Raw genomic sequence first — 14,008 nt, 5'->3', positions numbered from 1 at the left:
AAATCAGCCGCTTAAACGTTGGACTCAACCGTCACCCAATAACGGGTAAATCGCTTGACCCGCACGGGCAGGCTGACGTGCAGCAGATCGAGCACGCGTTCAGTGTCGTCAATCGGGTAGGTGCCGGAAATCAGCAGGTTGGCGACTTTGGGATCGCAATGGAGCTGGCCGCGACGGTATCGGCTCAGTTCGGCGATAAAGTCTTCCAGGCGCATGTGCGCGGCCACCAAAACGCCATCGGCCCACGCGCCGCTGCCCGCGTCGAGTGCGTGTGGGGTGCTCCATGCCTGAGGGGTAAAGCTTACTTGCTGGCGCGCTTCGAGTTGCAACGGGCTGCCGGGGTAGGCCTGTGGCGCCAGTTGCACGCGTCCTTCAAACACGGCGATGTGGGTGCGGTCGCGGAATTGGCGCAGGTTGAAACGCGCCTTGTCCGGCTGCAACACACCGTGAGCCGTGTGCACGTGCAAGGGGCGCGCCTCTTGGGCGACGGTCATTTGCACCTCGCCGTCGAGCAAGCGAATCAGCCGTTGTTGTGCATCGAATCTCACGTCCACCGAACTACCGGTGTTCAGGCGGATCTGGCTGCCGTCGTGCAGGTTCACAGTGCGCCGTTGGCCGATCGGGCTGCTGTAATCGGCCAGCAGCGGGGTCAGCGGCAGTTGCTCGCGCAGGCCGTAGGTCATGGCCGACCCGGCGCCTAACAGCAGCAACAGTTTCAGGGCCTGACGCCGGGTGCGCGTTTGCGGGGCGTTCAAGGCCGCGTGGGCGAGGGGCGACGACAACCCGCGCAGGCGCTGGTTGACTCGCTGAATGTGGTCCCACGCCCGCTGGTGTTCAGCATGGGCGTCGAGCCACTGTTGCCACGCGCGCTGGCGCCGCGGGCTCAGCGCGCCGCCTTGCATTTCCACCAGCCAGCTCACGGCCTGTTCAGCGACCTGTGGCGCGATCTCTGGCGGGGTGTTGAAGACGCCGTTCATAGCGCGAAATAGCAGCGCATGGCGGCATTGTTCAAATGACGTTTGACGGTCGCAATCGAAATGCCCAGTTGCGCAGCGATGTCGGCGTAGCTGAGGCCATCGACTTGTGCGAGTAAAAAGGCACGCTTGACCGGGGACGGCAGGCCGTCGAGCAATTGGTCCAGCTCCATCAGGGTTTGCAGGATGATGGCGCGCTCTTCTTCACTGGGCGCCAGCGCTTGCGGTTGCTCGGCCAGGGCCAGCAGATAAGCACGCTCAAGGTCTTGGCGACGGTAATGATTGAACAGCACGCGCTTGGCGACCGTGGTCAAAAACGCCCGGGGCTGCGCGATGTCCGGCGTCTCCCGTGCCGTGAGCAATCGCATGAACGTGTCTTGTGCCAGGTCGGCGGCGCCTTGCGGGCAGCCGAGCTTGTGCCGCAGCCATCCCGTGAGCCAGCGGTGGTGGTCCAGATACAGGCCTTCAATGGTATTTGACTGCGACAACCACCACCCCGAGTGCACCGAGCGCGCTTTAGAGAACAAGAATTGTTCGCATTGTAGGGGTGAGCCCTTGTCTTGAGCAATCACTGACGATCGTCAGGCGGATGCGCAGGCCATCATCTGCTTTTGCATATGAGAATATTTATCATTAGTATCGCTTTCCTTTAGCCCACCTTCGACGCCCATGAATCCTCCCCAACATCAGGAAGGCCCTGACAGCGAATCGCGCCATGGACGTGCGCATTTCCTTCAGGTGTTTCTCTCCCAGCGCCCGCAAATGGAAGCCTTGGTCAGTCGTCGCGTGGGCTGTCGGGCCACCGCGGCGGATCTGGTGCAGGATTTGTTCGTGCGGTTTTGGCGTCGCCCGCTGGTGCAGGTCGAAGAATTGGGCACCTATTTATTGCGTTGCGCGGGCAATATCGCCATTGACCATTTGCGCAGCGAAGGCTCGCGCGGGCGGATCAATCAGCACTGGCAGCAAGACGCTGACACCCACGGCTGCGAGCCGCAGGCTGCGTTGGAAGCGGGCAATGATTTGCGTCAAGTCGAGGCTGCCTTGCGCGGTTTGCCGGAACGCACGCGGCATATCTTTTTGCTCAACCGCATTCATGGCCGCACCTATGCCGAGATCGCCAAGGTCATGGGCGTGTCCCAAAGCGCCGTGGAAAAACATATGATGCGCGCCCTTGAGGCCTGCAAGGCCAGCCTGCGTGAGCCGCCGACCGGGAAAGCACCGTGATGAACCGTTCGACGATTGAGGTAACGCCCGAGCAAGAGCGCACCGCGCTGGCATGGTTGAGCGTATTGCACGACCAGCCCGACAGCGGCGATCAGGCCACCTTCAGCCGCTGGCTGCACGCCGACCCCGCCCATGCCGAGGCCTACGCACAAGCCCAGGTGGTGTGGGAGTTGAGCGAAGTGGCGGGCAGCCGGTTGGCCGGAGAAGAGGCGCTGGTCATGCAGCGCTACCTGTCGGCCATGAACGTCTCGAAACGCAACCGCGTCTGGCAATGGTCCAGTGGCGTGGCCGTCGCGGCGTGCCTGCTGCTGATGCTCGGGGTATTCGCCGGGTGGCAGCCGGCGCGCTGGATCGACGACCTGGGCGCCGATTATGTCAGTGCGCCAGGCCAGGTTCGGACCCTGACACTGGCGGACCAATCCCGGGTCACGCTGGATGCCGACAGTGCCATTGCGGTGAACTTCAGCGGCGGCGAGCGCCATGTGCAATTGCGACGTGGCGTGGCGTTTTTTCAGGTCAGCCACACGGGCGAGCCTTTTGTCGTGGACGCCCAGAACGGCGAAGCGCGAGTGCTGGGCACCGAATTTGAAGTGCGCAGGCAACCGGAAGGCGCGCAAGTGACGGTGTTGTCCGGGCGCGTCGGCGTGAAGGCCGGTGCGCACGCGCCTCAGCAGATTCTCAGCGCCGACCAGCAAGTGGCGTATGACGGCGGGGTGTCGGGTGCTGTGCAGGGGGTCGACAGCAAGGCTCGGCTGGGCTGGCGATCAGGCTGGCTGACCTATTCGAAAACCCCGCTGGTGGACGTGGTGGCCGATCTCAAGCGCTACTTCCCGGGCCAGATCGTACTGTTGAATACCGAGTTGGGTCAGCGACGTATCAGCGGCAGCTTCCCCAGCCATGACCCCCAGGCCGTGCTCAATTCGCTGCAAGGTGTGCTGGGGTTTGAACAGAACACCGTGTTTGGGCGCTTGATCGTGTTGCGCTGACACGGCCCTCACGGTAGAGACCGGGGACATCGTTTACACATGAGACCGGGGCCGGTAGCAGGTGAACCTCAGTTCACGCACATCCCGTTCCCTCTCCTTGCGCAAGAGGGGGCGGGGGAGGAGAAAACGGCGCAATTATTTTTCAGTCTGGGGGTGAGGTATACCCCGCGCCCATCCGTGTAGTGCTTGAAAATGCGAAAAATTCGCATTACGTAACAGGTCGGCACACAGGTCATGAGCATGAAGTCCCAGGCAAGGTCAGCGCATCGCGGTTCGATTACACAGGGGTTAGGCGCTTCGGCGTTGTTGATGGTCGGTCTGGCCTTAACCCCGTTGAGTGTGGCCATCGCGGCTGACACCCCGGTGCAGCACAGCGCGACGCAATTTGCGTTCAACCTGCCCGCAGAACCCTTGCCGCAAGCCTTGAATGACTTCAGCCGCGTGACCGGCCTGAGCGTGGTGTACACCGACGAAGCGCCCTATGGCCTGCAAGCGCCCGCCATCAACGGCCGCATGAGTGCCGAGCAGGCGCTGCAACAATTGCTTGCCCAGTCGGGCTTCAATGCGCGTCGCACCGACGCCAATACCTTCGCCCTTGAGCCTGCGCCCACGGCCGGGGCCTTGAATCTGGGGGCGACCAGCATCACGTCGCTGGCCATGGACGACTTCAGTTACCAGCCGCCTGCCGTGACCTCGGTCATGCGCGGGCAGGGCGACAGCATGGAGATCCCGCAAACCGTCAACGTGGTGGCCGCGCAGGTGATCCGCGACCAAGCGCCGCGCAATCTGGATGACGCGCTGAACAACATCAGCGGCATTACCCAGGGCAACACACTGGGCAGCACTCAGGACTCGGTGATGAAACGCGGGTTTGGCGACAATCGCGACGGCTCGATCATGCGCGACGGCATGCCGCTGGTGCAGGGCCGGGCGCTCAATGCCACGGCTGAGCGGGTCGAAGTGCTCAAGGGCCCGGCGTCGTTGCTGTATGGCATTCAAGACCCCGGCGGTGTGGTCAATGTGGTGAGCAAAAAGCCGCAACTGGCGCAGTTCAACGCGCTGACCGTGCGCGGCTCGACCTACGGTTCGGGCAAAAACGGCAGCGGCGGCCGTTTTGACAGCACCGGCGCACTGGGCGAGTCGGGGCTGGCGTATCGGATGATCGTTGACCACGAAGACGAAGATTACTGGCGCAATTTCGGCACTCACCGTGAAACGCTGATCGCGCCTTCGCTGGCGTGGTATGGGGACACTACGCAGGTGTTGCTGGCGTACGAGCACCGCGAATTCCTGTCGCCGTTTGACCGTGGAACGGCCGTCAACCCGGCCACCAACCACCCGTTGGACATCCCGGCCACCCGCCGTCTGGATGAACCTTTCAACAACATGGAAGGGCGCTCGGACCTGTACCGGCTGGAAGTCGACCACACCCTCAACGACAACTGGAGCGCCCATGTTGGCTACAGCTGGAACCGCGAAACCTACGACGCCAGTCAGGTGCGGGTCACGGCGGTCAATCCGAAGACCGGCACGCTGACGCGCAAAATGGACGGCACCCAAGGCGCAATCACCACCGACCGCTTTGCCACGGTCAGCCTGCAAGGCAAGGTGCAAGCGGCGGGCATGCAACACGATCTGGTGGTTGGGCTGGACGACGAGTACCGCAAAATCTATCGCGCCGACCTGATCCGCCAGAACAGCCAGTACCCTTTCAGCTACCTCAACCCGGTGTACGGCAAGGAGGTGGCGGGCACCACCGTCAGCGCCAGCGACAGCAATCAGACCGATGTGCTGCGCAGCGACTCGCTGTTCCTGCAGGACTCGATTCACCTCACCGATCAATGGATTTTCGTCGCGGGCGGGCGCTTCCAGAAATACGACCAACTGGCAGGCAAGGGTCGCCCCTTCACCGCCAACACCGACACCGACGGCCAGACCTGGGTTCCGCGTGCCGGGCTGGTGTACCGCTACACCGATGAGCTGTCGTTTTATGGCAGCTATACCGAGTCGTTCAAACCCAACTCCACCATTGCCCCGCTGACCGGTGGCGTGGTGCTGGACTCGGCCATAGCCCCCGAACAGGCCAAGTCCTGGGAAGTGGGCGCCAAACTGGACATGCCGGGGCGCATCACGGGCACGCTGGCGCTGTATGACATCAAAAAACGCAACGTACTGGTGTCTACCACCGTGGGCGACGACACGGTGTATTCGGCGGCGGGCGAAGTCAGCTCGCGCGGGTTGGAACTGGACGTCAGTGGCCAGCTCAGCGAGCAGTGGAGCCTGATCGGCAGCTATGCCTACACCGATGCGCAAGTGACCAAGGACCCGATCTACAAGGGCATGCGCCTGCAAAACGTGGCGAAAAACAGTGGCTCGCTGTCGGCGGTGTATGACTTTGGCACGGTCGTGGGCGGCGATAAATTGCGCGTGGGGGCGGGTGCCCGGTATGTGGGCGAGCGCGCCGGGGATGCGCTCAATGACTTCGACCTGCCCGGTTACACCGTGGCCGATGCCTTCGCCACTTACGACACCCGGGTCGAAGGGCAAAAGGTCACACTGCAACTCAACCTCAAAAACCTGTTCGACCGCACCTACTACACCTCGGCAGCAAGCCGCACCTTCGTCTCCATGGGGGATTCTCGGCAAGTCTCGGTGGCCAGCACGCTGGAGTTTTGAGGCGTCAGGGCCTGAACGCCGCGCGGTATTCGCCCGGCGTCGCGCCCAGGGTTTGCCTGAACCGGTTGGTGAAGTGACTGGCGCTGGCAAAACCGCAGGCCAGTGCAATCTCGCCCAATGCCAGTGAGCTGTGGCGCAACAACTCCCGCGCCCGGTTCAGGCGTCTGGCCAAGACGTATTGATGCGGCGCCAGACCAACACTTTCGCGAAACATCCGGGCGAAGTGATAGGGCGACAACGCGCACTGCGCCGCCAGTTGGCCGATGCTCAATGGCTCGGCCAGTTGCTGCTCGATGGTCTCGACCAACTGCCGACGTTGATACGCCGCCAACCCGCCTTTCAGTGGCAAACCGTCGCGTTTGCCGACCTGACTGAGCACGGCATGATCGAGCAATTCATTGGCCAGGCTGCTGGTGAGCAGGCGCTCGCCCGGTTCGGCCCAGTTGAGTTTTAACAATTGATGAAAGCGCCCGGTCTGCTGTGCGTCGTCCAGGAACGTGAACTCGCGCAATTGCAGGGTGCGCGGTTCTTTATCCAGCAAATGAATGCAGCCCAGCGCGAATTGCTCCTGACTCACGTACACGTGGGCCAGGCGAATCGCGCCATTAATCACCCAGGCCGACGCATGCTCGGCGGGTAATACGCAGAGTTTGCCCGGCGCGCCTTTGGTGCCCGGTTGTTCCCGGCGAAACGTGCCGGTGCCGCCCGAGATGTAGCACGACAACGTGTGGTGGGTCGGGGCTTGGTAGTCGCGGGCGTCGTGATGGTTGCTCCAAAGGGCTGCGGCCATGCCGTCACCGAGCTCGGCACTGTGCTCAAGGCGAGCATTGGGCGAGCGGCTCATGGATTGAAACACTTGCAGGGTATCGAAAGCAGGCATGGTCAGTTCTCCAACGTTTTGCATCCTACTCCTGCGTGCGCGCACTGCCAGCCCTGCGCCCAACAAAAGCGCAAGAATCTGCAAGTGCGCCCACGGGCGCGGATTCACACTGAGGCCCACCTTCAGGAGCGCGCCATGAACCTATCGTTATATGTGTTGACCGTGTTGATTTGGGGCACCACCTGGATCGCCCTCAAGTTGCAACTGGGTGTGGTGGCGATTCCGGTGTCCATCGTGTATCGCTTTGGGCTGGCGGCACTGGTGCTGTTTGCGCTGTTGTTGCTCAGCCGCACATTGCAGGTCATGAACCGGCGCGGGCACCTGATTTGCCTGGCTCAGGGGCTGTGCCTGTTTTGCGTGAACTTCATGTGTTTTTTAACCGCCAGCCAATGGGTGACCACCGGTTTGATCGCGGTGGTGTTTTCCACCGCCACGCTGTGGAACGCGTTGAACGCGCGGATCTTCTTCAAGCAGAAAATCGCCCGCAACGTGCTGCTGGGCGGTGGTTTGGGGTTGACCGGACTGGGCTTTCTGTTCTGGCCCGAGGTGAGTGCACACACCGCAACCCCTGAGACGATGTTGGGCCTGGGGTTGGCCTTGCTGGGTACGATGTGTTTTTCGGCAGGCAACTTGCTGTCGAGCCTGCAACAAAAGGCCGGCCTCAAACCCCTGACCACCAACGCCTGGGGCATGCTGTATGGCGCCAGCCTGCTGGCGCTGTACTGCGTGATAAGGGGCATCCCGTTCGACATGGAATGGAACACCCGTTATATCGGCTCGTTGCTGTACCTGGTGATCCCCGGATCGGTGATCGGCTTTACCGCGTACTTGACGCTGGTGGGGCGCATGGGCCCGGAACGCGCCGCCTATTGCACGGTGCTGTTCCCGTTGGTGGCGCTCAACGTGTCGGCCTTCGCGGAGGGGTATCAGTGGACAGCACCGGCCTTGATGGGGCTGGTGCTGGTGATGCTTGGCAACGTGCTGGTGTTTCGCAAGCCCGCCCGGCCGGTGTTGCAGGCCAAAGTGGCTTGAGGCTGCCCGGCGTCAGCCTTTGAACACCTGCGGGTTGACCAGATCCTGCGGCCGCTCGCCGAGCAACGCGCTGCGCAAGTTAGCCAGCGCGCGCTGGGCCATGGCGTCGCGGGTTTCGTGGGTCGCGGAGCCGATATGGGGCAGGGTGACCGCATTCTTGAGCTGGAACAGGGGTGAGTCGCTGAGCGGCTCTTTTTCGTACACATCCAGCCCGGCCCCGCGAATCGTGCCATGTTGCAGGGCGTGGACCAGCGCGGCTTCGTCCACCACGGGGCCACGGGAAATATTCACTAAAATGGCGCTGGGTTTCATCAGCTGCAACTCACGCTGACCGATCAGGTGACGGGTCTTCTCGCTCAACGGCACCACCAGACACACGAAGTCAGCTTCGGCCAGCAACTGCTCAAGGCTGCGGTATTGCGCGCCCAGCTCGTGCTCAAGGTCGGTCTTGCGGCTGTTGCCGCTGTAGAGGATCGGCATGTTGAACCCCAAACGGCCCCGGCGTGCCACCGCCGCGCCGATATTGCCCAGGCCGACGATGCCCAGCGTTTTGCCATGCACATCGCAACCGAACAGCGCAGGCGGCACGCTGGCCTGCCATTGACCGGCCTTGGTCCAGGCGTCCAGTTCTGCGACACGCCGGGCGCTGCTCATGATCAGGGCAAAGCCCAAGTCCGCCGTGCTTTCGGTGAGCACGTCCGGGGTGTTGGTGAGCATGATTCCGCGTTCGTTGAAGTAGTCGACGTCGTAATTGTCGTAACCCACTGAGACGCTGGACACCACTTCCAGCTGCGTGGCGTTTTCCAGCTGCTGGCGGCCCAATTTGCGCCCGACGCCGATCAAACCGTGGGCGTGGGGCAGGGCCTGATTGAACTGTTCATTGATGTCGCCCAGCTTGGGGTTGGGCGCGATGACGTTGAAGTCCTGTTGCAGGCGCTCGATCATCTCGGGGGTGACGCGGCTGAAGGCGAGAACGGTTTTCTTTGTGCTGGAAAGGCTCATCGGAACAAGGCTCATCGGCTGGCGGGAATGTGAGCACGCTAACATTCATGGCCGAAGATTGCAGCGTTTCAAGCCCTTCCCGATCCTCCCTCGCGGGGGGAGAAGATCAGGAGGGGCTGGCTGCGGGTCAGCTGTACGTCGCCAACTCTGTCTGATGCGCGGTCAAAATTTCCGGCAGCGAACCGCGCAGGTATTCCACCCACGTTTTGATCTTCGCATCCAGGTACTGGCGCGACGGATAGATGGCGTACAGGTTCAGTTCCTGCGAGCGGTACTGGGGCAGCATGCGCACCAGGGTGCCGTTGCGCAGGCCGTCGATGGCCGCATACACCGGCAACACGCCCACGCCCATGCCACTGGTGATCGCGGTTTTCATCGCGTCAGCCGAGTTGACCAAAAACGGTGAGGTGTTAATCAGCACCATTTCCTGGCCTTCAGGGCCGTCGAACACCCATTTATCCAGCGGTATGACCGGGCTGACCAGCCGCAGGCAGGCGTGGTTGAGCAGGTCGCTGGGTTTGGTCGCGGTGCCGTTGGCTTTCACGTAACCGGGCGAGGCACACACAATGCTGTAGGTAATGCCCAGACGCTGGGACACAAATCCCGAGTCCGGCAGCTCACTGGCCAGCACGATGGACACGTCATAGCCTTCGTTGAGCAAGTCCGGGACGCGGTTGGCCAGGGTCAGGTCGAAGGTCACGTCCGGGTGGGTCTTGCGATAGCGGGCAATGGCGTCGATCACAAAGTGCTGACCGATGCCGGTCATGGTGTGCACTTTCAATTGCCCGGCAGGGCGCGAGTGGGCGTCGCTGGCCTCGGCTTCGGCTTCTTCTACATAGGCCAGGATTTGCTCGCAGCGCAGCAAGTAGCGTTTACCGGCTTCGGTCAGGGCGATGCGCCGGGTGGTGCGGTTCAGTAAGCGGGTTTGCAGGTGGGCCTCAAGGTTCGAGACCGCGCGCGACACGTTAGCGGTAGTGGTATCCAGCATGGCGGCTGCCGCCGTAAAACTTCCGGCTTCAGCCACGCAACTGAACGCGCGCATGTTTTGCAAGGTGTCCATGGGGTGCTCTCAGAGGGCAATAAAAGGGACAACAACAACGTAGACAGCAACAAATTGTGACATGAAGTTTCAGTGTTTACCGAGGCTTATGCATTCGACCAACGGATTATCCTGATAACGGTAATAAAGATTCACAGTTATGCCAGCTTATCGTTGCGTGTGCCAACCCATAGACTTATCCGACTCAAGCCTTCTCCCCCTCATGCAGGAATTTGCAGCAGTGCCGCGTCGCATCAGCAGAGAGCTTAAAGCCCTCAGTGTTCTGGCTTTATCGTTAGCATTAAACGGCTGTATCGGTTTCGGTGGCATCGGCCCCAAAAGCCAGATGATGTCCGCCAATACCCTGGCCACGGACGAAGCGATTCAAGACGCCGCTAAAGACGCAAACTGGCCCAGGGCCCAGTGGTGGCACGCCTATGGCGACCCCCAACTGGATGCCTGGATCAGCCTCGCGGTGCAGGGCAGCCCCACCATGGCCATGGCCGCCGCCCGTGTGCGTCAGGCCAAAGCCATGGCGGGTGTGGCCGAGTCTGCCGAGTCGCTGCAAATCAATGGTGAATCGACGCTCAAACGTCATAACTGGCCGTCCGACCCCTTCTATGGGCCGGGCGCGCTGGATAACGCCACCACCTGGGACAACAACGCGGCGCTGGGCTTCAGTTTTGCCCTCGACCTGTGGGGCCGTGAAAGCAATGCCACCGAACAGGCCGTGGACATGGCGCACATGAGTGCCGCCGAAGCCCGCCAGGCCCAGCTCGAATTGCAGAACAACGTGATCCGCGCCTACATCCAGTTGTCGCTGCATTACGCCCAGCTCGACATCATCGAGTCGACCCTGCACCAGCAGGAGCAAATTCTCGACCTGGCGCAAAAACGCCTGGATGGCGGCATCGGTACACATTTTGAAGTGAGTCAGGCGCAAGCCCCGCTGCCGGAGATTCACCGTCAGATCGATGCGCAGGAAGAAGAAATTGCCTTGACCCGAAACCAGTTGGCCGCATTGGCCGGTAAAGGTCCGGGCGAGGGCGCCCGATTGAAGCGCCCGACACTGGCGTTGGGCACCGCCCTCAAATTGCCGTCTGCCTTGCCTGCCGAGTTGCTCGGCCAACGGCCTGACGTGGTCGCCAGCCGCTGGGAAGTCGCCGCTCAAGCACGCGGCATTGACGTCGCCCATGCCGGTTTTTATCCCAACGTTGATTTGGTGGGCAGCATCGGTTTCATGGCCACCGGCGGCGGGGCGCTGGAGTTCCTGACCGGTAAAAAACTCACTTACAACGTGGGCCCGGCCATCACGTTACCGATCTTCGATGGCGGCCGATTGCGCTCCGAATTGGGGGTGGCTTCAGGCGGGTATGACATGGCCGTGGCCAAGTACAACCAGACCCTGGTCACTGCGCTCAAGGGCATTTCCGATCAACTGATCAAACGTGAGTCGATGGAAAAACAGCAAGCATTCGCCGCCGAGTCGGTTGAAGCGGCGCAGAAAACCTACGACATCGCCATGGTCGCCTTCCAGCGCGGCCTGACCGACTACCTCAACGTGCTCAACGCACAAACCCTGCTGTTCAAACAGCAGCAGATTCAGCAGCAGGTTCAGGCCGCGCGCCTGAGTGCCCATGCCGAGCTGGTGACGGCGCTGGGTGGCGGCCTGGGGGCGGGCAACGACGTGCCCAAGGACGACCGCTATGTCCCGGACAAACCGCCAGCGGTGATGGCGATTTTCAACCATTGATCTTCGTTCGCCTTCCATGACTTCCAAACCCCTGATGGCTAACGCTGAGAGCCTATAGATGAACCATTTGCCCGCCCCGGTACGCTGGCTGTATTCGCTGGAATGGCGCCGAGGCTTTTTTGACTGGGCACGCAGCGATGGCGTGACCTGGGTGCATATTTTCAAAGTACTGGTCGCGGCGTTTCTGACCCTGTGGCTGGCCATGCGCCTGGAGTTGCCGCAGCCGCGTACCGCGATGATCACCGTGTTCATCGTGATGCAACCGCAGAGCGGTCAGGTGTTCGCTAAAAGCTTTTATCGCTTTTTGGGCACCCTGACCGGCTCGGCCGTGATGGTGGCGCTGATCGCGCTGTTCGCGCAAAACACCGCCCTGTTTCTCGGTGCCATGGCGATCTGGGTCGGCATTTGCTCGGCCGGTGCCGCGCGCTGCCGTAACTTCCGCGCCTATGGCTTTGTACTGGCCGGGTACACCGCCGCGATGGTGGGCTTGCCCGCGCTGGCGCACCCCGATGGCGCGTTCATGGCCGCCGTGTGGCGGGTGCTGGAAATCTCGCTCGGCATCCTCTGCTCCACCGTGATCAGTGCCGCGATTTTGCCGAAAACCGCAGGCGCGGCGATGCACAACGCCTTGTACCAGCGCTTCGGTGTGTTCGCCGGATTCGTGGCCCAAGGCTTGCGCGGCCAGTCCACCCAGCAAGACTACGAATCCAGCAACGTGCGTTTCATTGGCGAAAGTGTCGGGCTCGAAGGCATGCGCAGCGTGACCGTCTTCGAAGACCCGCACATGCGCCGCCGCAGCGGTCGCCTCAGCCGCCTGAACAGCGAGTTCATGGCCATCACCACGCGCTTCAATGCGCTGCACCAATTGCTGGCCCGTCTGCGCAGCCGTGGCGTGGTGCAAGTGGTGGGCGCCATTGAGCCGGAGCTGGAGCTGCTGGCGCAGTTGCTCGACACCTACAGCGGCCGTTCGCTGACCGACAAGGACGCCGCCGTGCTGGCTGAACAACTGGCGGCGTTCAAGGCCGGTTTGCCGGAGCACGTGCGCAACCTGCGGGTCCAGTTTCTGGAAACCGACCCCAGCCCTTCGGACTTTCTGGACTTCAACACCGCTTATGAGCTGTTGTACCGGTTTGTCGACGACATGCTCAGCTACGCACTGACCCACGCTTCGCTGGCCGATCACACCCACGAGCGCGAGCGCTGGGATCAACCGTTCATCTCGCAAACCAACTGGTGGTCGGCAGCGGCCTCGGGCATACGGGCCTCGTTCATTCTGGTGGTGCTGGGCACGTACTGGGTGATGACGGCCTGGCCCAGTGGCGCCACCATGACCCTGATTGCCGCCGCCACGGTGGGCCTGTCGGCGGCGACGCCCAACCCCAAGCGCATGGCTTTTCAAATGGCCTGCGGGACGTTCATCGGTGCGGTGGTGGGTTTTTTCGAGATGTTCTTCGTGCTGCCCCACATCGACGGTTTCCCGTTGCTGTGCCTGGTGCTGACCCCGGTGATCATGCTCGGCTCATTCCTGACATCGCGTGCCAATTACGCCGGGGTCGGGCTGGGGTTGTTGATCTTTTTCAGCACCGGCTCAGTGCCCGACAACCTGACCGTTTACAACCCGTACCAGTTCATCAACGACTACATCGCCATGGTCATCGGCATGCTGGTCTGCGCCGCTGCTGGCGCAATCATCCTGCCGCCTAACAGCCGCTGGTTATGGAGCCGTCTGGAGCAAGACCTGCGCGAGCAAGTGGTGTACGCCATCAGCGGCAAGTTGAAAGGCTTGAGCTCCAGCCTCGAAAGCCGCACCCGCGACCTGATGAATCAGGCCTACGGTTTGGCCGCCGGTCAGCCGCAGGTGCAACGGACCTTGTTGCGCTGGATGTTCGTGGTGCTGGAAGTGGGCCACGCGATTATCGAATTGCGTAAAGAACAAGCGATTTTGCCGATTCACCCGGCCTACGCCGAATCTCAGCCCTGGCGCCAGGCGATCCGCGTCATGGGCCGGGCCTTGGTGCGCCTGTTTATCAGCCCCGGCGAAAGCAACCTGGAACGCGCCCTGATCGCCGTGGACCACGCCATCAGCCGGGTGCAGGCCACCGACGAACCGTTTGCCCGCAACTTCGACACCTCGGCGTTGGTCCGGGTGCAAAGCTACCTGCACTTCATTCGTACCTCACTGCTGGATCCGCAATCGCCGCTGGCCGCCTACGCGCAGCCGCAAGGACTTGAACATGCCTCGTGAAATCGCCTTCCACGGCGTCTATATGCCCACCATGACCCTGATGTTTTTTATCGCGGCGGGGTTGGCGTGGGGCTTTGACCGACTGTTTTCCGGCTACGACCTGTACCGCTTCTTCTGGCACCCGGCGCTGCTGCGCCTGAGCCTGTTTGCTTGTCTTTTTGGCGCCATGGCGCTCACTGTTTACCGTTGAGACCGAT

The 14,008-nt window shown here is 61.8% G+C and carries 12 protein-coding genes; 7 read left to right on the top strand and 5 right to left on the bottom strand.

The annotated features are described in order from the left end of the window. Positions 1–11: 11 nt before the first annotated feature. Together BKD70_RS10215 and BKD70_RS10210 are read right to left on the bottom strand one after the other, a co-directional pair. Complete coding sequence (locus tag BKD70_RS10215; protein WP_047273417.1) at positions 12–977, bottom strand: FecR domain-containing protein; 966 nt, start codon at positions 975–977, stop codon at positions 12–14. Further along, complete coding sequence (locus BKD70_RS10210; protein ID WP_047273461.1) at positions 974–1,462, bottom strand: sigma-70 family RNA polymerase sigma factor; 489 nt, start codon at positions 1,460–1,462, stop codon at positions 974–976. Before BKD70_RS10210 ends, BKD70_RS10215 begins: the two co-directional genes overlap by 4 nt. A 181-nt stretch (positions 1,463–1,643) precedes the next feature. On the opposite strand from BKD70_RS10210, the gene BKD70_RS10205 reads away from it, so the two are divergent. The 3 genes from BKD70_RS10205 to BKD70_RS10195 all read left to right on the top strand — a co-directional run bounded on the left by BKD70_RS10205 (position 1,644) and on the right by BKD70_RS10195 (position 5,860). Next, positions 1,644–2,198 (top strand): RNA polymerase sigma factor, encoded by a 555-nt coding sequence (locus BKD70_RS10205; protein ID WP_080960300.1) that lies wholly within the window; start codon positions 1,644–1,646, stop codon positions 2,196–2,198. Beyond that, a complete protein-coding gene (locus BKD70_RS10200) occupies positions 2,198–3,184 on the top strand; it encodes a FecR family protein (protein ID WP_186347813.1) in 987 nt (328 codons plus the stop codon). The genes BKD70_RS10205 and BKD70_RS10200 overlap by 1 nt, the downstream gene beginning before the upstream one ends. Positions 3,185–3,424: 240 nt before the next feature. Then, positions 3,425–5,860 (top strand): TonB-dependent receptor, encoded by a 2,436-nt coding sequence (locus BKD70_RS10195; protein WP_047273420.1) that lies wholly within the window; start codon positions 3,425–3,427, stop codon positions 5,858–5,860. A gap of 4 nt (positions 5,861–5,864) precedes the next feature. Here BKD70_RS10195 and BKD70_RS10190 read toward each other — a convergent pair whose 3' ends face one another. Further along, positions 5,865–6,740, bottom strand: a complete 876-nt coding sequence (locus BKD70_RS10190; protein ID WP_047273462.1) for a helix-turn-helix domain-containing protein — start codon at positions 6,738–6,740, stop codon at positions 5,865–5,867. A 135-nt stretch (positions 6,741–6,875) separates the two neighbouring features. On the opposite strand from BKD70_RS10190, the gene BKD70_RS10185 reads away from it, so the two are divergent. Continuing rightward, the gene (locus BKD70_RS10185; RefSeq protein WP_047273421.1) at positions 6,876–7,772 is read left to right on the top strand and encodes a DMT family transporter; all 897 of its coding nucleotides are present in this window, start codon (positions 6,876–6,878) and stop codon (positions 7,770–7,772) included. 12 nt (positions 7,773–7,784) lie between these two features. Here BKD70_RS10185 and BKD70_RS10180 read toward each other — a convergent pair whose 3' ends face one another. Both BKD70_RS10180 and BKD70_RS10175 read right to left on the bottom strand, forming a co-directional pair. Then, entirely contained in the window at positions 7,785–8,774 is a 990-nt protein-coding gene (locus tag BKD70_RS10180; protein WP_047273422.1) for a D-glycerate dehydrogenase, read from the bottom strand. 127 nt (positions 8,775–8,901) lie between these two features. Continuing rightward, positions 8,902–9,834 (bottom strand): LysR family transcriptional regulator, encoded by a 933-nt coding sequence (locus BKD70_RS10175; RefSeq protein WP_047273423.1) that lies wholly within the window; start codon positions 9,832–9,834, stop codon positions 8,902–8,904. Between the two features lie 220 nt (positions 9,835–10,054). Here BKD70_RS10175 and BKD70_RS10170 point away from each other — a divergent pair, with 220 nt between their 5' ends. From BKD70_RS10170 to BKD70_RS10160, 3 genes are read left to right on the top strand one after another with little or no spacing between them, the layout of a single operon-like run. Beyond that, complete coding sequence (locus BKD70_RS10170; protein ID WP_047273424.1) at positions 10,055–11,566, top strand: efflux transporter outer membrane subunit; 1,512 nt, start codon at positions 10,055–10,057, stop codon at positions 11,564–11,566. Between the two features lie 58 nt (positions 11,567–11,624). Further along, positions 11,625–13,811 (top strand): FUSC family protein, encoded by a 2,187-nt coding sequence (locus BKD70_RS10165; protein WP_047273425.1) that lies wholly within the window; start codon positions 11,625–11,627, stop codon positions 13,809–13,811. Continuing rightward, entirely contained in the window at positions 13,801–14,001 is a 201-nt protein-coding gene (locus BKD70_RS10160; protein WP_016781859.1) for a DUF1656 domain-containing protein, read from the top strand. The genes BKD70_RS10165 and BKD70_RS10160 overlap by 11 nt, the downstream gene beginning before the upstream one ends. The last annotated feature ends 7 nt before the right edge of the window (positions 14,002–14,008 follow it).

Origin of the sequence: Pseudomonas sp. BS-2016, from assembly GCF_001806145.1 — a bacterium.
Classification (GTDB): domain Bacteria; phylum Pseudomonadota; class Gammaproteobacteria; order Pseudomonadales; family Pseudomonadaceae; genus Aquipseudomonas; species Aquipseudomonas lundensis.
The sequence above is the reverse complement of the archived record's forward strand: the minus strand, read 5'-3'. Positions and strand labels throughout refer to the sequence as shown.